Below are 17921 nucleotides of genomic sequence, written 5' to 3' on the forward strand. Positions count from 1 at the left end.
TGTAGCGAACTATCGATTCCTGCGGCAGTCTGTTACACAGAACTCCTGTACTGAGCAACCACTGCCCTCGCAAGTCGAGTTATATTTCGTGCGACATTCGCGCTATCTATCTTGGAAAGATTCGGTGAACTACCGAGACGCTGTCAGAAGTGGTGTACAAGATGCAGAGGATGAGTGTAGCACAGCATCGTCGTTTATTTCACACAGCCTCAATAGACTGACTGATCAACAGTCGGTGCGCTACTCCGATGATGGTCCGCTCACTTCGAAGACAACCAGTTCGTTACCCTCGAACAGCAGTTGATACCGATCGATAGTAACGGTAACGGTGGCAGACCCCAATTTCCCGTCTCGAACAAGTGTATCGAGCGCTTCCGGGTCGACATAATCGTGTAGAGTGGCCTCGAAAATCGTTGTGAGTTCAGTTGGGTCAACGTTCTCGAGGTGGGCGAGTGCCTCAATCGCGGCTATACTTGGTGCCGTGGCCAACCAGTCGTACGTTCTTCGCAGGTGGATGGTGGTCGAATCAGACGATGACTCGTCCCCCGGTCGGTCTTCCGCGCTCATTACAAGACCCATGCTATGGATTAGCATAAAGAGCTATGATTTTCTGAGTGAACGTCGGAGTATCCTCACTCCGATCGGTCGGTGTCGGGTTGCCACGTAAAGATGGCGCGAAAAATGACCACGAGGCTATTTCGTTCGCCGGCGCCCCAGATCGCCGTTTCCTCAACCTCACTGTCGTCCGTGCTGCCCATTCATGAGCACACCCACGAGCGCCGTCTCTTCGTCGGTGATCAACAGGCTCCCAGCGGGCGTTTCATCCCACTCTCAGAGAGTTTCGAACAGCTCGATCGACGGCACCTCCTCCCGAACGCGCCCCTCGACCGCCTCCGAGATGCCCGCCAGATAGATCTCGACTCCTCGGCCGGCGGCCTCCCGTAGCGCCTCGAGGTGGTCATCTGTGAGCAACTCGTCGACGGTCAAGTAGACAATCTGCTCGCCGACCTCGGCAACGAACTCGTCAATGCGGGACGAAACTGCCTCTCGACCGGTGACCGTCCAGACGCCGTATCGCGGCGTCGTGTGCTGAATGTCGACGAACCCCAGTTCGTGCAGTCGATCCGCTGCTTCGTACACGTGAGTCCGGGGCACGTTGTTGATGCGAGGGAAGATCTCCCGTACACAATGCCGGTCGAAATGATATCAATCCGCCTTTGAGTGACAGGCTACCGATGATGCTCCCGGTCAGTCCCTCCGTGGGTGAGAGTTACCGTGTGCTACACTCACGCTGAGTATTCAGCACACCGTTTCTATCACATTCTGAGGATTTCAACAGAGTCTAAAATCTCTAATGAGAGTATTACTCTCGAGCAGCCGACCCCGGTCACGACGAACGGGCGCTGATCGCTCGTTCCCACTGCCAGGTCTTCGGGGCTCCAGAAGACCTATTGCCGGGGCGTCGATCCATCAACGCATGCCGGGTGCACGCATCACGAGCGACGAACGGGTGACGCTTCGGACGGTGGAACGCGAGGACGTCCCGTTTCTCCAGCGGGCGTTCGCCAACCCCGAGATCCGGTATCCGATCGGCAACCCCCTCTGGAATCAGGAGCAAGTCGAAATCCCCACCGACGACGAAGACAGCGACCAGTTTCTCGTCTGCCTCGACGACGGGCAGCCGGGTCAACCAGACGAGGACGACGTGGAGCGACTCGGCGTCGTCTACGTCGGCGACGCCCACTACCGACGACCGGAACTGGGCTACTGGCTCGCGCCAGCGTACCACGGCCAGGGGTATGGCTCCGAGGCCGTCTCGCTCGTCGTTGACTACGTCTTTCGGGTCTACGATCACCCTGCCGTCGGCGCCGGTGTCTTCGACTTCAACGACGCCTCTCGAGGGCTGCTTGAGTCCCTCGGCTTCGAGGAGGAAGGGCGGATCCGCCGTGATCGGTTTATCGACGGCGCGTACCGCGACATGATTCAGTACGGCCTTCTCCGCGAGGCGTGGCGAGAGCGGTAGTTCGGCGTCGTCAGTGAGCGACGGTGGGAACGCTCGCCTCGTTCGAGTCCTTGCGCGTGTGCTCCGCTTGTGTGTCCCCTGAGAGCTGTGAACTTATACCACTCGAGGGCGTACTTGTGCCCGGTGATCCCGATGGGCAAAGACATCCTCATGATCGTCGGCGACTTCGGCGAAGACCTCGAGATAATGGTCCCGTTCCAGGCGTTGCAGATGGTCGGCCACGACGTCGACGCCGTGTGTCCGGACAAGGAAGCGGGCGAGACGGTCAAGACGGCGATTCACGACTTTCGCGGGGATCAGACGTACCTCGAGGAGCGCGGCCACGACTTCGAGTTGAACGCGACGATGGACGAGATCGACCCCGCCGACTACGACGCGCTGTGCGTCCCCGGCGGTCGTGCGCCGGAGTACCTCCGGACCTACGACGAGGTCATCGACGCCGTCCAGCACTTCTTCGAGGAAGACAAACCCGTGGCGACGCTGTGTCACGGTCCGCAGATTCTCGCCGCGGCGGACGTCCTCGAGGGCTACGAGATGACGTCGTACCCGGCAGTCCGCGCGGAGTGTGAGGCCGCTGGCTGTTCGTGGGTCGACGGCGTCGTTCGCGACGGCAACCTCGTCACTGGCCAGGCCTGGCCCGACCACGCCGAGTGGCTCGCGGAGTTCCTCGACCTGCTCGGAACGGACATCAGTCACGCCGAGGCTGCGACGGCCGACTGAATCGCCTGTTTCACAACCCGTCCCGCACCACCCGCTGAACCGCCTTTTCGCAATCCGTTCTCCGCTCTTCCACCCCGCTCAACCCTCCAGCACGAGCTCCAGATACGACGTCCGAAGTTGCGTCGCGGGATCGAGGTCGAGGCGCTCGAGGATGGTTGCCGCTCCCTCGCGGACTTCCTCGATCTCGACTTCGGTCTCGGCGTCGGCCTCCACCTCGACGAACTCACCGGCCCCCTCGACCGCGTCGAGCGTGACGGTGTACCCCTCGAGCGAGTAGCGCTCACGGCGTTTTTCGACCGTCGCGACGGGCTCGAAGCCGAGTTTCGTGAGCGCGGCGTCCATGGTCTCGCCGTCGCCGACGGCCGTCTCGTGTTCGGCGCGGGTCTTCGAGTCGTCCTCTAGCAGCGGCCCCTTGTAGGTCACTCGAGCCTCGTGGTCGACGTCGTTCAGGGCGATGGCGGTGCCGGCGTCAGCGTCGGCGTCCGAGTCGTCCACCGCTTCTCGCCGAATGCGCAGTGCTTCGTCGGACTCGGCGAACGACCGGTGGGGGGCGTCGTAGTAGGTGTCCGCCTGGACGACCGTCGCCTCGCGCGTCGCGCCGAGGGACTCGAGACGTGCCCGGACCGCCTCGAGGGTCGCGGGAACCTCGACCTTGAGTTCGACTTCGTACATACGTCGCTCGAGGGACGGGAGCCATAGGAACGTGTCGTTCCGCGGCTGACTCTCGCTCTCGGTCACGAACTCGGTGCTCGAGTGGGGAAGAGAGAGAAACGAGCGGAAACCGAACGCTCGAACGAAAACGTCGGTCTTAAATGCGGACGGCTGATGGTACCACGTATGACCGAGGAAGAGGAGGCCGAGACATCGGCCGATGACGTCGAAACGGAAGCTGAAGACACCGAAGCCGAGGAGAGCGAGGCCGAGGCCGAGACCGAGAGCGGGTTCCAGCCCGGCGACTTCGTGAAGATTGCCTACACCGCCCGCACCGTCGAGGGCGACCAGCTCGTCGACACGACCGACGCCGAGGTTGCCGAAGAGGAGGGCGTCGACGCCCAGGACCGAGAGTTCGCCCCGCGAACGATTGTCCTCGGAGAGGGCCACATCTTCGACGCCGTCGAGGACGCCATCATCGGCAGCGAGGCCGGCGAGGAGGGCGAGGTCACCATCCCCGCCGAGGAAGCCTTCGGCGAGTACGACAACGACGCCCTCGAGACGATCAGCGCGGACAAGATCGACGAGGACGACCGCTACCCCGGCGCGCACGTCCACGTCGACGGCCGCCACGGCTACATCAGCACCATCGTCGGCGGGCGCGCCCGCGTCGACTTCAACCACCCCCTCGCCGGCGAGGACGTCGAGTACGAGTACGAGGTCGTCGAGGAAGTCGACGACCGCGAGGAGCAGGCCGCCGGCCTCTTCGGAATGTACCTCGAGACCGAGCCCGACCTCTGGATCGAAACCGACGAGGTCGAAGAGGAGGTTCCCGTCGAGCCTGACGAAGGCGACGAGGAAGACGAAGACACCGAACCCGAGTTCGAGACTGAAGTCGTCGAGAAGGAGACCCTCTACGTCGAGTCCACGCCCCAAATGGCGATGAACCAGCAGTGGATGTTCCAGAAGCAACAGATCGCCCAGGACGTCATGGACAAGGTCGGCGTCGACCGCGTCATCGTCCAGGAAGTCATCGAGGGCATGGGCGGCATGATGGGCGGTATGGGTGGCATGATGGGTGGCATGGGCGGCGGTGGCGAAGCCGACCTTGAGGCCGCGCTCGAGGACGCTGACGTCGACGCCGACGAGATCGTCGAGGAACTCGAAGCCGAAGCCGACGACGAGTAAACCCAGTTTTTCGATTCTTTCGCGTCCACAGCAGCGATGGCTGTGGCTCGCGATTTCTCGAGGAGACGCATGTATCGGCCCGAGGAGACGTACTGGTCGGCCGATACTATGATAGTCGTCCACTTTTTTGTAGACGACAATGTGGCACGTCCCCCGAACACGTTCGGTAGCCGACGGGCGCCACGTCGTGATGACAATCGGCGCCGCATACGTTGCGTCGTCCGTCCTGCCCGCCATTTTTCCCGGGAGCGAGGAGTTACCACGGGGCGCCCTCCTGATCGTCGTCGTCCTGACGGCCGGACCAGGGCTGGTTCTGCTCTACGGCGGCTATCGACTGCCACGTTCGGCGGTTCACGCGGCGCTCTACGGCCGGATCGCCGGCTGGTGTCTCGGCGCGGTCGGGGTCATGGCAACCATCTTCGCCCTCTCGAGTCTCGTCAGTGACCTGGCGAGCGTCGTCCCGAATGTGTTGATCCTCACTGCGTTGAGCGCCCTCGCCGGTTTCGGAATGGGCGTCTACGACGCTCAGGCGCGGACGCGGGCACGGGAGGCCGAGCAACGGAGCCAGGAACTCGCCTACCAGAACAATCGACTGGAGAGCTTCGCGGGCATGCTTGCCCACGAACTGCGGAACCCGCTGACGATTGCCAAAGGCTACCACGAGCAGTCGCGCCCGCAGGACGAGGACGCCGCCAGACAGGCGTCACTCGCCCACGAGCGCATCGAGGAGATGATCGACATCCTCCTCGTTATCGTCGGTGAATCGCCCATCCACGTCGACGAGGAGCGGGTCGACCTCGCGGCCGTGGCCGAGCAGGCGTGGGAAGCCACCGAGAAAACGGCGACGGCCACGCTCGTCCTCGACACCGATCGATCGATCCACGGTGACGCGATGCACCTGCATCACCTGCTGGCGAACCTCTTTCAGAACAGTCTGGAGCACGCTCGCGAGGACGTGACCGTTCGCGTCGGCGACCTCGAGGACGGTTTCTTCGTCGAGGACGACGGCCCCGGCATCCCGCCGGAGACGCACAGCCAGGTCGTCGAGCCAGGGTTTACGACGAGCTCGCGCGGGACCGGGCTTGGCCTGACGCTCGTCACCCAGTTAGCCGCGATCTACGACTGGGACTGGGCGCTCGCCGAGAGTTGAGACGGCGGCGCGCGATTCGAGTTCACCGAGGTCGGTCTCGAGTAGCCCGTTACCGAGACTCGAGTAGCCCGTTACCGAGACTCGAGTAGCCCGTTACCGAGAGCTGAATCGCACGCTGTCGAGGCTCGAGCAGCCGACTACAGAGACTCGAGCGGCCCGCTTTCGAGACCTGAACCGTCCGTAACAGCATCCATCGTCACGCGATGTCCCGACTCGTGTCAATCTCGACCCGTTCGGAGAGCTGGAGCTTGATGATTTCGGGAGAGGCACCGCCACCCCGGAACTTCGGAATCGCCAGGTGGTTCTCGATTTCCGTCCCCTCGAGGGAGGTCCGCAGGTCGAAGACCGCGTCGGCGACGTGTTCGGTGGTCGGCCGATTGTCGGGCGGGTTGGGTCGCTTGAGACAGTGGAGGACGGCGATCGAGCCCGTCTCAAGCATGTGTGACTTGAGCTCGTTGAGAAACTCGAGGTAGTCCTCGCCGTCGGCGCGCTCCAGGACGTCCATCGTGTCGATGATGAGGTTGGCACCGTCGGGCAGGGCGCTGATGAGGCGGGTCGCTTCCTCGAGGGGGTCGGAATCGGTGACTCGGCGAACGGTGGGGCTGCCGACGCGGCTCATCGAGGATTCGATGGCGTGGCGGACGGTGTCGTCGGTTCGCTCGGTCGTCAGGTACAGGGTGCCGCGAGCGGCCGTCAGTTCGTACAGGAGCAGTTCCGACTGGCTGGCGGGACTCGCGGTGTAGGCGACGACACAACCCGGGGGCAGTCCGCCGTCTAACTTCCGATCCAGCACGTCGATACCCGTTTCCAGCCGACCAACCATGCGATTGTGACCACTTGACCCAGCGCCCGCATAACTCTTTGGCCCGAATCGCCGTCCACTCGGGCGGTTCCGGGCGATTCTTCGTTACGGCGTTGTATTAGCTGCCACCCGAAGCCGAATAATCGGCGGACGCACGTCAGACGGCCCAAAACGTTTATTCGGCCGCGAACTGCTTGTAAGAGACAATGGTCGAACTAGGCGACGTATTCGGGGATCTCTTTTCGGACGTCGATGCAGTCGCACTCTTTGCCCCCAGCGGGTCGTACTACGACCGCCTGGCGGCCGTCGACGACCTGGAGGTGATCGTCGTCGGGACCGAAAACACCGTCAGCGCCGAGACATTCGTCGAACTGCCCCTCGAGTTCCAGGACGTCTCCGAGCGGATCCGGTTCGGACTCGAAGGCGGCCTGGAACAGGGTATCATCGAGGACGGCGACGAACTGGCCTGCGCGACGAGCGTCTTCGGCGACGGCATCGACACCGTCTCGCGAGTCCGGGCGAACATCGACAACCAGTCGGGTATCTACAACCTCTTCGCGAAATCGCGGGCCGACCCCGACGTCATCAAGGCCGTCCTCGAACTGGCGGTCGAACTCGGGAAGAAGGGCCAGAAGGGCAAACCCGTCGGCGCGCTGTTCATCGTCGGCGACGCCGGCAAAGTGATGAACAAGTCCCGGCCACTCTCGTACAACCCCTTCGAGAAGTCTCACGTCCACGTCGGCGATCCGATCGTGAACGTCATGCTCAAGGAGTTCTCGCGACTCGACGGCGCGTTCGTCATCTCGGACTCGGGGAAACTCGTCTCGGCCTACCGCTACCTCGAGCCCTCGGCGGAGGGCGTGGACATCCCGAAGGGGCTAGGCGCCCGGCACATGGCCGGCGGGGCGATCACGCGAGATACGAACGCGATCGCGATGGTCCTCTCCGAGAGCGACGGGATGGTGCGCGCGTTCAAAGCCGGCGAGATTATTCTGGAGGTCGACCCGGAGGAGTACTGACATGGAGATACAGACGCTCGTCGACGAACCCGTCGTGATAGCGATGGCCGTGCTGGTCCTCGGTCTCGTCGTCGGATACGTCGTCGGTCGACTAAACGAAGAACTTCTGCGGGCGGCAGAGGTTCCGGAGGCGGTCGAGGGAACGCCGTTCGAGCGAACCGCCCAGTCGCTCGGTACCTCGACGGTCAAGATCGTCGCTCGACTCAGTTCCTGGTTCATCTACGGCATCGCGCTGTTGACGGCGATTCACATCGCCCAGCTCCTGCCGACGGAGGCGTTCTGGCAGACCATATGGACGTTCGTTCCGCAGGTGTTCGTCGCGGTCCTCGTCGTCCTCGTCGGGTTCGTCGTGGCAGACAAGGCCGAACTGGCCGTCAGCGAGTACCTTCGGGGGGTCAAACTCCCCGAGGTCTCGATCATCCCCAGAGTCGTCAAGTACTCCGTCCTCTTCGTCGCCTTTCTCATCGCGCTCGCCCAGGTCAACGTGGCGGTCCTGCCACTGTTGATCCTCCTGACCGTCTACACCACCGGCCTCGTCCTGATCGGCGCGTTCGCGTTCAAGGACTTCCTCGTCTCGAGTGCGGTCGGCATCTACCTGCTGCTCAACCAGCCCTACGGGATCGGCGATCGCGTCGAGATCGGCGACCACACGGGGATTGTCCAGGAGGTCGACCTCTTCGTGACGAAGATCGAGTCCGACTCGAGAGAACACGTCATCCCGAATCGCGTGGTCTTCGAGGATGGGTTCGTCCGGATCCGGGACTGACGGCTCAATTGCGCTTTCGGCGCGACTCGAGCACTCGATACCCGACGGTCAGGTACCCGACGAGCGTCACGACGAACAGTTCGCCGGAACTCGCGATCGGGAAGATCCGCTCGACGTCTTCGGGTTCTGGGTCCGATCCGCGCGTCGGGTCGAAGCCCGTCGAGTAGTGCGTGTCAGCCGTCGTGCCGCGGGCGGTCGACTCCGAGACCGTGGTTCCGGTTTCACTGGACTCGAGTTCGACGAACGTCTGGACGAACCCGCGCTGGTCGGTGACCAGGAGTTTGCCCGAGAGGTCGAAGAACCGGTCGTGGACGGGCCAGAAGAGGTTGACGCCGTTGTAGAACGCGTCGAGCAGGACGTGCGCGAACAGGACCGCAATCAGGGTTACCCAGCCGATCCGGTAGCCGTAGGCGCCCCACCGCGAGCGGACGACCGATTTCTCGCGTCGCCAGTCCCAGTACAGGACGAGTGCGGGAAGGAGGACGATCCAGAGGTTGTGGAAGGCAGCGCGGTGGGTTCCGGGAACGACGATGCCGAGCAGCGTATCGAGGTCGAGGAGGGCGGTCACGGCCATGACGAACAGGATCGCTCGCGTGTCGAAGCGATCGGCGAGGAGGGCGACCCCGACCAGGCCCGCCAGCCCGACGTGTACGACGGTCGACGGCATGCCCCCATCTCAGAGCCTCGGACCTTGAGTGTTCGCCTCGTCGGTCGAATGCCGGTAGCTACTTGCCACGCCCGTGAGAGCCAGAGGTATGGGCGGACGTGGACGTGGACGTGGACGCGGGCCAAAGCGGGAACTGGCGGAGAAGATCGCAGGAGAGATCACGCTGAGCAACGACCCGGGCGCAACGCTTCGAAAGTGGCGAACGGACTTCGACGTCTCCCAGACCGATCTCGCGAGCGAACTCGACGTCTCCTCGTCGGTGATCTCGGACTACGAGAGCGGCCGTCGAGAGAGTCCCGGAATTGGGGTCGTCCGCCGACTCGTCGAGGGACTCCTCGAGATCGACGAACGCCGCGGCGGCGATCGAATTCGACAGTACGGCCGCGTGCTCTCGGCGGGCTTCGACAGCGACGTCATCTACGACCTGCGCGAGTACGCGACGACGTATCCGCTCGCACACCTCTACGAGACGATCGAGGCGACCGAAATCGCCCCGGGTCACTCCGACCGGATCAGCGGTCACACAGTCATCAACAGCATCGAGGCGATCACCCGCCTCTCGAGTGAGGAGTTCTTTCGCCTCTACGGGCAGAGCACCAACCGGGCGCTGGTGTTCACCGGCGTCACGCGCGGCGAGTCGCCGCTGGTCGCCCTTCGCGTCGTCAACCCGACCCCCAATGCCGTGGTCCTCCACGGACTCGAGCCCGACGACCTCTGGGAGCACGCCGCCGACCTGGCGCGAATCGATGGTTACGCGCTGTCGACGTCGACGCTGCCGCTCGAGGAGTTGCTGGAGCGGCTGGCCGGACTCGAGTGAGGTGTGGCCTGCTGAATGCTACTGCCGAAGGATGAACGTTGAGCGTTTCTGTTGAACGCTTCCGCTGAAGGGTTAACGCTGAGCGCTTCTGTTGAGCGCAACTGCTGCAGGGTGAACGTCGAGCGCTCAGGCGACCTGTTCTTCGTACTCCTCGGCAGTGAGCAGGTCCTCGAGTTCGCTCTCGTCATCGGGGTCGACCGCGAGCATCCAGCCCTCGTCGAAGGGGTCTTCGTTGACGAGTTCAGGAGCGTCGAACAAATCCTCGTTGACGGCCGTGACCGTGCCGCTGACCGGCGCGTACAGATCGGAGACTGCCTTGATCGACTCGACGACGCCGAAGCTCTCTCCCGCCGTGACGTCCTCACCCTCGTCGGGCAGTTCCACGAATACCACGTCGCCGAGTTCGTCCTGCGCGAAGTCGGTGATACCGATTCTGACGCCGTCATCTGTCTCGAGTGCCCACTCGTGTGATTCCTGGTACCGTCGGTCGTCTGGGATATCGAAGCTCATTATACTGTATCGACGAAGGGAGGCGTTTCAATCTTTGCCTTTTTGGGCCGGCCGCGGACGTCGACGCGGATCTTCGTCCCGGCATCGGCGTACTCGACGGGCACGTAGCCCAGGCCGATGGCCGCCTCGAGCGTCGGACTCATCGTCCCGCTCGTAACCGTCCCGATGACTTCGCCGTCGGTGGTCGTGATGTCGTAGCCGTGGCGAGCGATCCCGCGGTCGACGAGTCGGAAGCCGACGAGTTTCTCCTCGACGCCCTCTTCTTTCGCGCGCTCGAGGGCGTCCCGGCCGACGAATTCGGTGTCGAGTTTGACCGTGAAACCGATGCTACACTCGTAGGGAGTGCGCGGGTTCGTCTCGCGGTCGAAGTCCTGCCCGGCCAGGACGAACCCGGCCTCGAGGCGGAGGGTATCCCTCGCGCCCAGACCGCAGGGCTGACAGTCGAAGGCCGACCAGACGGATTCCGCGTCGTCCCATGGGGCGATGACCTCGAGGCCGTCCTCGCCGGTGTAACCGGTGCGGGCGACCCAGCACTTGGACTCGGACTCCGTCCCCTCGACCGTCGTGTACGTCGCCTCGAACCGACTGAGGTCGCTCACCCGGTCGGGGTCGGCGACGACGTCGAACACCAGTTCGCGGGCGTCCGGCCCCTGGATCGCGAACATCGCGTACTCGTGCGTCTGGTTCTCGATGGACGCCTCGAGTCCCCACTCGTCGCGGTGGGTTCGCCAGCGCTCGGTCATGGCCTCGTCGTTGCCGGCGTTCGGAATGAACAGGAAGACGTGGTCGTCACCCTCGTCCGGGAGTCGGTAGACCACTGTGTCGTCGATGATCACGCCGTCCTCGTCGGTGATCGTCGCGTACTGGGAGTCACCGACGTCGAGGGCGGTCACGTCGTTCGACGTGAGTCGTTGCATCAACGCCCGGGCGTCTGGGCCGCTGACCTCGATCTCGCCCATGTGAGAGACGTCGAACTTGCCGACGGATTCGCGGACCACCCGGTGTTCCTCCTGGATCGAGTCGAACTCGACTGGCATCTCCCAGCCGCCAAATTCGGTGACTTTCGCTCCCCGCTCGTCGTGGACCCCACGCAACGGCGGCATCTGCAGCGACATACTCGTCACGTCACCCGCGGGTAAGTAATGTTTTTACATTCAGCCAGTGCTCGAGGGCCCAGTCCTCTCAAAAAAGTGGGTGTACGGGTGGGTGCCTGCCGTGATGGCGAGGGTGATTGGCTGGCGTTACTTGCCGAGTTCTTCGATGGAGAGGGTGTAGTACCCGCTGCCGCTGTAGGAGTCGACGAGGAGGCCGAGTTCCTCGTCACCGGAGAGCGATACGGTGATCTTCTCGTTGCTGTCGGCGCTGATCGAGCGCTCGTCGTAGTCCCAGGTCGACGGTGTGCGTCCGTCGAGGGTCAGGTAGAGGTCGAAGTCGGCGTCGGACGGGCCGGAGAGGGTCACTGTCGCGCTACACGGGTTCGCCGTCTGGAGCGAGTACGTGTAGGAGTGACTGGATCCGCTGTAGAGGTAGTCCTCGGCCGAGGCCGTCTCGACGACGTCACCGCACTCGCCATCGCCTGGATCATCGGGGTCGTCGGGGTCGTCCGGATCATCGGTCCCGCCCTCGACGATGTTCAGGGCGTCGACGCGACCGGCGCCCTGCTCGTCCGACGAGAGACCGATGTCGACGGCCGAGTCCTCGAGGCGCCCCCAGAGGTCGGCCACCGTATCGTCGGGATACGCGGCCTTTCCGAGGGCGGCGACGCCTGCCGCGGCTGGACAGGCCATCGACGTCCCGGAGAGTTCCTCGTAGGAATCCCCGGGAACGGTCGAGAGGACGTTGGCGCCGGGGGCGGCGACGTTGATCTCTGGTCCCACGTTCGAGAAGTCCGCGAGGTCTTCGTTCTCGTCGACCGCCGACACCGCCATGCAGTTTTCATACGCGGCGGGGTAGGAAACCGAACTCCCGTAGTCGTTACCCGCAGCGGCGATGGGGAGTGAGCCGTTGTCGTAGGCGTAGTCGATGGCGTTGCGCATCGTGCTGTTCGAGCCGCCGCCACCGAGGGACAGGTTGATGATATCCGCGCCCTGGTCGGCAGCCCACTGGATAGCATCCGCGATGTCTGAAAGCGACCCACCGCCATCCGCGCCGAGTGCGCGACCGGAGAGGATTCGGGAGTTCGACATGCCGGCGATCCCCGTTCCGTTATCCGTCGTCGCCGCAGCGATTCCGGCGACGTGGGTTCCATGGTTTTCGTCGTTGTTTACTGGAGCGGGATCCTCGTCATCGTCGACGAAGTCGTACCCTTCGTTGCCCTCGAACCGGTCGGCGAGATCGGGGTGGCTGTAATCGACGCCCTGGTCGACGACCGCGACCGTCACGTCCATCGAGCCCAGCGTCGTATCCCACGCCTGGTCGGCGCGAACCTGCTGGGGAGCGTACTGCTGGCCGTAGTTCGGGTCGTTCGGCTCGAGCTGGGTGTAGTACGTCGCGTTTCGCTCCGCGTACTCCACTTCCGGTCGTCGCTCGAGCTGGTCGATGATCGAGTCCATCGTGCCGACTCGATCCTCGTCGACCTCGAGCGCCATGTAGCCGAGCGTCTCGTTCTCGTGAACGACGGCGGCGTGGTCGGGTGTGTTCGCTTCGACTTTGGCTCGCGCAGTGGCCAGTCCCACCGTGTTCGATTTTCCGACGAGAATTTCGTTCTCCTTCGGGCCGGGGGTACGTCCGGGGGTAGCGGCGGTGATCCCACCAAGACCCATGAATGCACCGAGGGCGCCGGCTGCTTTCAGTACGGAACGGCGATCGTAACCTGGACTGCCATGTTCTGGCATGGTGTGGCTATGCGTACCGCAATCTATAATTAAATAGTTGTGAAACCCAGCGGAATTTACTGTCAGTAGATCAATTGATTTGAGAGTTCGGGGTTGGGAAAGTAAATAATGGCACGAATATTGATCAAATCGTGCTTGAAATATACCTCGAGAGGGGAAAACAACGAAGTATAAGTTTATTAAAATAATCTATTACCAGGGTACGATAGTTGGCTGGACACACCAATTTTCGACTGGCGGGTGGCGGTGACGCTAGTACTGTAACGAGGAATAGCTCCGCATCTCGAGTTTCTTCGCTACACCTATTGTACCGCACTGGCTACCGTGACCGTGAGTATGTTCGAGTCCGTGCGCGAGTGGGTGTCAGCCGACCAATCGAAACCATCGGGAGTCGGCCTCTTCGTCGACGGACCGAACGTTTTCCGCGAGGAGTTCGACGTCGACCTCGACGACCTTCGAACCGCCGTCTCCGACCAGGGGCGAACCGCGATTCGTCGGCTCTATCTAGACGAACACGCCACGCCAGGGCTGATTCAGGCGGCCGAAGCTCGAGGCTTCGAGGTGGTCATCACCAGCGGCGACGTAGACGTCAAACTCGCCGTCGACGCCACGGCCAGCGTCGTCGAGGACCGAATCGACGTCCTCGCCATCGCCTCGCGCGACACGGACTTCAAACCCGTTCTCGAGTACGCCGGCGCGAGAGGCGTGGAGACAGTCGCCATCGCACCCGGTTCGTACGGACGGTCGGACGCCCTCCAGAACGCCGCCGACACGGCGCTGACGCTCGAGGACTGACTCGAGGCGACAAGACCCATCGGTTCGAGCGGCGAGACGTTCACGAGCCATTGTTTCGATCGTCGAGTGGGTCGCCTCGAAGCCGATGCCTTTTCCGCCACCGCTCACCCAAGGTCGATTCATGAACGATCACGAGACGCCAATCCTCGACGATCACCTCCACCTCGACCCGGATCACGGCCGCGGTCTCGAGGCAGTCGACGACTTCGCACGCATGGGCGGGACACACCTTTTAGTCGTCAACAAACCCTCCTGGCACCTCGGCGTCGAAGCCAACGCAGGCGAGGACTTCCGACCGGTCTTCGAGCGAACCCTCGAGATCGTTTCCGAAGCGAGTAGCCGACTCGAGGGCCGCGCCTGGCCCATCCTGGGCGTCCATCCGGGGCTGGTCTCGCGATTGGTCGACGAACGCGGAAAGACCCCCGACGATGCCGAATCCATCATGCGGGCCGGCCTCGAGGTCGCCGCCGAGTACGTCGACGCGGGCGACGCGCGGGGGCTGAAATCGGGACGCCCACACTACGACGTGGACGACGAGGTCTGGGCTGCGTCGAACAACGTTATGCGCCACGCGTTCGAACTCGGCGCCGACCTCGAGTGTGCCGTCCAGCTCCACACCGAAGCCACTGAGGACCTGACGACGGTCGCCGAGTGGGCCGAGGACGCCGGCTTGCCGGCACACCGGGTCGTCAAACATTACGCCAGTGGCCGCCTCGTGGGCGTCACCCCCAGCGTGATGAGCGAGAAGGATCGCCTCGAGACCGCTGCGGAGGCCGGCGATCCGTTCCTCATGGAGACCGACTTCGTCGACGACCCCGATCGACCAGGAGCCGTCCTCGGTCCGAAGACGGTCCCGCGACGGGTCAGCTGGCTCCTCGAGGAAGGCCACGAGGACGCGGTCAGGAACGCCCACGTCGAGACGCCGCAACTGGTGTACGGAATCGACACGGAAGCGACGCTCGGGGAGTCCGAAGCGACGCTCGAGGACTGATCGCCGACGGATTTCGCCGCTGGTCGAGAAAGCGAAGAGTAGAGAAAGGCATTTCAAGCGGCCGGTGTAGGTGAGAGTATGAGCAATTCCCCGACCGAGTTCTATTCGGCCGAACGCTGGCAGAACTGGATCGACCGCATCGACGACGAAGAGATCGATCCGGAGGACGAATCCTCCGCCCGCCTCCTCCTGAACCTCCAGGACGACACGGCCATCGCCATCGCCAAAATCGTTGCGGCGTACGACGACGGCGAACTCGAGCAGGAGCAGGCCCTCGAGGAGATCGCCGACGTCCGCGAGATCGTCCTCTCGGAGGTCGACATCGACGACGAGGAGACCCGGATGCTGGTCGACGGCGTCCAGACGAGCCTGGTCTGCGTCTTCATCGCCGCCGAGGAGTACGTCGCCAGCGGCCCGGCCGAGGAGGCGAGCGTCAACGACTACATCGGCGCGGCCGCGGACGCCGAAGCCGAGGAGGATCTGGACGCCGCGCTCGGGTACGCGGCCCAGGCGGGGACGCTCATCATCGACGGCGAGGAACTCGACATGACGATTGCGGAGCAACTCGAGTACGGCCTCGTGACGGAGTGGGTCAACGGCCTGGACAGCCTCCAGAGTGCGATGAGCGATCCGGAAGTTGTCGAGGAAGACGAGTAATCGACGAGACGAGCGGCGAATAGACTGCTTTTCGGGGCTCACGCTGCGGTTTAGTGGGGCCAATAAGCGTATACGTCATCGGGACTATCACTGCGTATGATAGGCCGAGGTGAGGAGCGTGCCGTGTCCACGGTGATCGGAGCGGTCCTCATGCTCGGCATTCTGGTGTCGGCGCTCGCGCTGTACCAGGTGAACGTAGTTCCCGACGAGAATCGGGCAGTGGAGTACGAGCATCAGCAGGCCGTGCAGGGACAGTTACTGGACGTACGAAACGGCCTCGTCAACGCGCCCGACCGTCGCGTCGGTTCGTACTCGGTTTCGCTCGGGACGACGTATCCGCCGCGGAGTTTTACGGTGAATCCGCCCCCCTCGTCGGGGTCGTTGAAACTGGTGGAGGCGAACGAGTCGATACGGCTCGAGAACGTGACGGTCGGGGACGAGGACGCACGAGATTACTGGAATACGACGGAACTGGCGTTCGAGACGGGGGGTCTCGTTTTTCAACCGAATTATAACGAACACCAAAATGCGCCAACGGTCGTCTACGGTAATTCGGTTCTGTACAACGTTCAGGACGGGAATCAAGCTACGCTGACGGGGCAGCGACTGATCGACGGGAACACGATTCGACTGGTGACGCTTGCCGGGAACTATTCTTCGAGTCGGTCCGGGACAGTCGCGGTCGACTTCGAGACGGTGAGTGCCTCCGAGAACTCGGTTGCGATCGAGTCAGACGGGAACGTAACCCTCGAGATACCGACAACGCTGAGCGTCGAGAAGTGGGAACGGTTACTCGAGGACGAACCTCGAGTCGTCTCCGTCGACGGAGGCCCCGGAACTGTGACGATCACGCTCAAGGATGACGATTACCAATTGCAGGTCGCGAAAGTCGGTCTCGGGAGTGGCGCCGAATCGAAGGCGGACGGTCCCGCCTATCTTACGGTCGTCAACGAGCCCCGGGACGTTCGCACTGGTGAAACGACGCGGATGACCGTCGAAGTCCGGGATCGGTACAACAACCCGGTTTCAAACGTGCGGGTGAACGCCACCGACGACGGTTCGAACGCTATTTCTCCGGAGAACAAATCGACCGGACCGGACGGCCAGGTGACGGTTTCGTACAAGGCTAACGAGGACGACGGAGGAGAGACGATTACGCTAGGCGCTAGCTTCACGGTCGACGAAGCCCCACCAGAACTGGACGGAGAGCAACCTGAAAACGTGACTCAAGAGGTGTTCGTCTCTGATTCGTCGAACGCTGGTGGGGTACGCGGAACCGTCGATATCCAGGACGAGATCCGAGAAGACGACGACGAGTTCGAGGTCACCACCTCCGACTTCGACAATCTCGATTCCACGACGGGCGGTTACCTCGTCGTTGAGAACGAATCGCACGAAGTCACTTTCGACACGGTGGGCGAGGATATCGTCACCGTCACTGGGCTCGAGTTTTCTCGAGGTGACGTACTGACGGCGACGCTCTACGAAACCGATACCAGATCGAACGAACTCGACAGCGACACGACCAAGGTAATCGGCGCAGATGAGCCGTTCTTCTCGGTCGAGATTACGAACACAAACGACCCGGTCACCGAGGGCGATACCCTGAGCCTCAATGCGACAGTTGAGAACACGGGCGAAAATACAGATACCCAGGATATTGTGCTGGGTATTGGTGGCGAAACGTATACGCAAGCCGTCTCGGACGTGGAACTCGAGGGTGGAGAACCGCAGACAGTCAGTTTCGAATGGGACACACAAACGGGCGATGCCGGTGAGTATACGGCCACGGTCTCGAGCGAAGATAAAAGTGTAAGTAGACCTGTTACAATTGAACCGCCACGTTTCGAATCCGTTGATGCAGAGGTAACAAGGGAGAACGATCAGAACGGTGTTAAACAAATTCGTTTCGATTATCAACTCACGGGAGAGACTCGGGTTGAGTTCGAGATTCTCGATGAAGATGGGAACCCCGTCGGGAGCGAGTATGAGTCCGTCACCACGTCTGGATCCATTTCCGTAGATGTTATGGATGGTTCGTCTTCTGGTGGGAAACGGGAGCCACGACCGGTTACGGTTGAATCGAAAATACTTCAGACCAGTGAGGCCTGCACATATAGAATCGAAGAAGGCGCTGGTGATGGACCGTTCTCGCTGTGTGAGTAAACTCCTCACCGTTATCGTGGTTAGTACCTCGAATTGGCGTTGGAAACTCAACATCTATGGGGGTTCTATAGAGGAACTATAAGACATCCAAGTGGAACGAGTCAACAACGTCAATCGTCGAAACCACGAACGACAATATCATGTATCCTCACCTGTAGCGTTCTC

20 protein-coding genes are annotated in these 17921 nt (G+C 62.3%); 11 read left to right on the forward strand and 9 right to left on the reverse strand.

Going from position 1 to position 17921, the window contains the following annotated elements; translation table 11 throughout:
- Positions 1–240: 240 nt before the first annotated feature.
- Both AC6I65_RS08290 and AC6I65_RS08295 read right to left on the reverse strand, forming a co-directional pair.
- Positions 241–567: a HalOD1 output domain-containing protein gene (locus tag AC6I65_RS08290; protein ID WP_497901449.1), complete on the reverse strand. Its 327-nt coding sequence runs from the start codon at positions 565–567 to the stop codon at positions 241–243.
- A gap of 264 nt (positions 568–831) precedes the next feature.
- Positions 832–1140 (reverse strand): hypothetical protein, encoded by a 309-nt coding sequence (locus AC6I65_RS08295; RefSeq protein ID WP_497901450.1) that lies wholly within the window; start codon positions 1138–1140, stop codon positions 832–834.
- Positions 1141–1477: 337 nt separating this feature from the next.
- Between AC6I65_RS08295 and AC6I65_RS08300 the strand changes: the two genes are divergently transcribed.
- Positions 1478–2023, forward strand: a complete 546-nt coding sequence (locus AC6I65_RS08300; RefSeq protein ID WP_497901451.1) for a GNAT family N-acetyltransferase — start codon at positions 1478–1480, stop codon at positions 2021–2023.
- 132 nt (positions 2024–2155) lie between these two features.
- Complete coding sequence (locus tag AC6I65_RS08305) at positions 2156–2743, forward strand: DJ-1/PfpI family protein (RefSeq protein ID WP_497901452.1); 588 nt, start codon at positions 2156–2158, stop codon at positions 2741–2743.
- Positions 2744–2821: 78 nt separating this feature from the next.
- On the opposite strand, the gene cyaB is transcribed toward AC6I65_RS08305, so the two are convergent.
- Positions 2822–3415, reverse strand: a complete 594-nt coding sequence (gene cyaB, locus AC6I65_RS08310; protein ID WP_497901453.1) for a class IV adenylate cyclase — start codon at positions 3413–3415, stop codon at positions 2822–2824.
- 165 nt (positions 3416–3580) lie between these two features.
- On the opposite strand from cyaB, the gene AC6I65_RS08315 reads away from it, so the two are divergent.
- Positions 3581–4582 carry an FKBP-type peptidyl-prolyl cis-trans isomerase gene (locus AC6I65_RS08315; RefSeq protein ID WP_497901454.1) on the forward strand — a complete coding sequence of 334 codons (1002 nt, stop codon included), beginning with the start codon at positions 3581–3583 and terminating at the stop codon, positions 4580–4582.
- A 190-nt stretch (positions 4583–4772) separates the two neighbouring features.
- Complete coding sequence (locus AC6I65_RS08320) at positions 4773–5732, forward strand: sensor histidine kinase (RefSeq protein ID WP_497901455.1); 960 nt, start codon at positions 4773–4775, stop codon at positions 5730–5732.
- Between the two features lie 49 nt (positions 5733–5781).
- On the opposite strand, the gene AC6I65_RS08325 is transcribed toward AC6I65_RS08320, so the two are convergent.
- Positions 5782–5922 carry a hypothetical protein gene (locus AC6I65_RS08325; protein WP_497901456.1) on the reverse strand — a complete coding sequence of 47 codons (141 nt, stop codon included), beginning with the start codon at positions 5920–5922 and terminating at the stop codon, positions 5782–5784.
- A gap of 6 nt (positions 5923–5928) precedes the next feature.
- Positions 5929–6555, reverse strand: coding sequence for an RAD55 family ATPase (locus AC6I65_RS08330; protein WP_497901457.1), 627 nt, complete (start codon positions 6553–6555; stop codon positions 5929–5931).
- A gap of 185 nt (positions 6556–6740) precedes the next feature.
- On the opposite strand from AC6I65_RS08330, the gene dacZ reads away from it, so the two are divergent.
- Positions 6741–7553, forward strand: coding sequence for a diadenylate cyclase DacZ (gene dacZ / locus AC6I65_RS08335; RefSeq protein WP_497901458.1), 813 nt, complete (start codon positions 6741–6743; stop codon positions 7551–7553).
- A 1-nt stretch (position 7554) separates the two neighbouring features.
- Positions 7555–8319: a mechanosensitive ion channel family protein gene (locus tag AC6I65_RS08340; RefSeq protein WP_497901459.1), complete on the forward strand. Its 765-nt coding sequence runs from the start codon at positions 7555–7557 to the stop codon at positions 8317–8319.
- A 4-nt stretch (positions 8320–8323) separates the two neighbouring features.
- Here AC6I65_RS08340 and AC6I65_RS08345 read toward each other — a convergent pair whose 3' ends face one another.
- Complete coding sequence (locus AC6I65_RS08345) at positions 8324–8986, reverse strand: metal-dependent hydrolase (protein WP_497901460.1); 663 nt, start codon at positions 8984–8986, stop codon at positions 8324–8326.
- Positions 8987–9074: 88 nt separating this feature from the next.
- On the opposite strand from AC6I65_RS08345, the gene AC6I65_RS08350 reads away from it, so the two are divergent.
- A complete protein-coding gene (locus AC6I65_RS08350; protein ID WP_497901461.1) occupies positions 9075–9803 on the forward strand; it encodes a helix-turn-helix domain-containing protein in 729 nt (242 codons plus the stop codon).
- A 126-nt stretch (positions 9804–9929) separates the two neighbouring features.
- Here the strand turns inward: AC6I65_RS08350 and gcvH are convergent, their stop codons facing one another.
- From gcvH to AC6I65_RS08365, 3 genes are all read right to left on the reverse strand, one after another.
- Positions 9930–10313 carry a glycine cleavage system protein GcvH gene (gene gcvH, locus AC6I65_RS08355; RefSeq protein ID WP_497901462.1) on the reverse strand — a complete coding sequence of 128 codons (384 nt, stop codon included), beginning with the start codon at positions 10311–10313 and terminating at the stop codon, positions 9930–9932.
- Entirely contained in the window at positions 10313–11428 is a 1116-nt protein-coding gene (gene gcvT, locus AC6I65_RS08360) for a glycine cleavage system aminomethyltransferase GcvT (RefSeq protein WP_497901463.1), read from the reverse strand. The genes gcvH and gcvT overlap by 1 nt, the downstream gene beginning before the upstream one ends.
- 126 nt (positions 11429–11554) lie before the next feature.
- The gene (locus AC6I65_RS08365) at positions 11555–13147 is read right to left on the reverse strand and encodes a S8 family serine peptidase (RefSeq protein WP_497901464.1); all 1593 of its coding nucleotides are present in this window, start codon (positions 13145–13147) and stop codon (positions 11555–11557) included.
- Between the two features lie 336 nt (positions 13148–13483).
- On the opposite strand from AC6I65_RS08365, the gene AC6I65_RS08370 reads away from it, so the two are divergent.
- The 4 genes from AC6I65_RS08370 to AC6I65_RS08385 all read left to right on the forward strand — a co-directional run bounded on the left by AC6I65_RS08370 (position 13484) and on the right by AC6I65_RS08385 (position 17756).
- Entirely contained in the window at positions 13484–13942 is a 459-nt protein-coding gene (locus AC6I65_RS08370) for an NYN domain-containing protein (RefSeq protein WP_497901465.1), read from the forward strand.
- Between the two features lie 121 nt (positions 13943–14063).
- Entirely contained in the window at positions 14064–14933 is an 870-nt protein-coding gene (locus AC6I65_RS08375) for a TatD family hydrolase (protein WP_497901466.1), read from the forward strand.
- A gap of 78 nt (positions 14934–15011) precedes the next feature.
- On the forward strand, positions 15012–15590 hold the full coding sequence (locus AC6I65_RS08380) for a DUF2150 family protein (RefSeq protein ID WP_312907704.1): 579 nt from the start codon (positions 15012–15014) through the stop codon (positions 15588–15590).
- A 96-nt stretch (positions 15591–15686) separates the two neighbouring features.
- A complete protein-coding gene (locus AC6I65_RS08385; RefSeq protein ID WP_497901467.1) occupies positions 15687–17756 on the forward strand; it encodes a CARDB domain-containing protein in 2070 nt (689 codons plus the stop codon).
- Positions 17757–17921: the final 165 nt, after the last annotated feature.

The sequence above is a fragment of the Natronosalvus sp. KLKA75 genome, from assembly GCF_059736265.1.

Excerpts from the sequence above, each read along its gene's own strand:
- AC6I65_RS08290 (WP_497901449.1), bottom strand. The coding sequence starts at position 567 with ATGAGCGCGGAAGACCGACCGGGGGACGAGTCATCGTCTGATTCGACC.
- AC6I65_RS08300 (WP_497901451.1), top strand. The coding sequence starts at position 1,478 with ATGCCGGGTGCACGCATCACGAGCGACGAACGGGTGACGCTTCGGACG.
- AC6I65_RS08305 (WP_497901452.1), top strand. The coding sequence starts at position 2,156 with ATGGGCAAAGACATCCTCATGATCGTCGGCGACTTCGGCGAAGACCTC.
- cyaB (WP_497901453.1), bottom strand. The coding sequence starts at position 3,415 with ATGTACGAAGTCGAACTCAAGGTCGAGGTTCCCGCGACCCTCGAGGCG.
- AC6I65_RS08315 (WP_497901454.1), top strand. The coding sequence starts at position 3,581 with ATGACCGAGGAAGAGGAGGCCGAGACATCGGCCGATGACGTCGAAACG.
- AC6I65_RS08320 (WP_497901455.1), top strand. The coding sequence starts at position 4,773 with ATGACAATCGGCGCCGCATACGTTGCGTCGTCCGTCCTGCCCGCCATT.
- AC6I65_RS08325 (WP_497901456.1), bottom strand. The coding sequence starts at position 5,922 with ATGCTGTTACGGACGGTTCAGGTCTCGAAAGCGGGCCGCTCGAGTCTC.
- AC6I65_RS08330 (WP_497901457.1), bottom strand. The coding sequence starts at position 6,555 with ATGGTTGGTCGGCTGGAAACGGGTATCGACGTGCTGGATCGGAAGTTA.
- dacZ (WP_497901458.1), top strand. The coding sequence starts at position 6,741 with ATGGTCGAACTAGGCGACGTATTCGGGGATCTCTTTTCGGACGTCGAT.
- AC6I65_RS08340 (WP_497901459.1), top strand. The coding sequence starts at position 7,555 with ATGGAGATACAGACGCTCGTCGACGAACCCGTCGTGATAGCGATGGCC.
- AC6I65_RS08345 (WP_497901460.1), bottom strand. The coding sequence starts at position 8,986 with ATGCCGTCGACCGTCGTACACGTCGGGCTGGCGGGCCTGGTCGGGGTC.
- AC6I65_RS08350 (WP_497901461.1), top strand. The coding sequence starts at position 9,075 with ATGGGCGGACGTGGACGTGGACGTGGACGCGGGCCAAAGCGGGAACTG.
- gcvH (WP_497901462.1), bottom strand. The coding sequence starts at position 10,313 with ATGAGCTTCGATATCCCAGACGACCGACGGTACCAGGAATCACACGAG.
- gcvT (WP_497901463.1), bottom strand. The coding sequence starts at position 11,428 with ATGTCGCTGCAGATGCCGCCGTTGCGTGGGGTCCACGACGAGCGGGGA.
- AC6I65_RS08365 (WP_497901464.1), bottom strand. The coding sequence starts at position 13,147 with ATGCCAGAACATGGCAGTCCAGGTTACGATCGCCGTTCCGTACTGAAA.
- AC6I65_RS08370 (WP_497901465.1), top strand. The coding sequence starts at position 13,484 with ATGTTCGAGTCCGTGCGCGAGTGGGTGTCAGCCGACCAATCGAAACCA.
- AC6I65_RS08375 (WP_497901466.1), top strand. The coding sequence starts at position 14,064 with ATGAACGATCACGAGACGCCAATCCTCGACGATCACCTCCACCTCGAC.
- AC6I65_RS08380 (WP_312907704.1), top strand. The coding sequence starts at position 15,012 with ATGAGCAATTCCCCGACCGAGTTCTATTCGGCCGAACGCTGGCAGAAC.
- AC6I65_RS08385 (WP_497901467.1), top strand. The coding sequence starts at position 15,687 with ATGATAGGCCGAGGTGAGGAGCGTGCCGTGTCCACGGTGATCGGAGCG.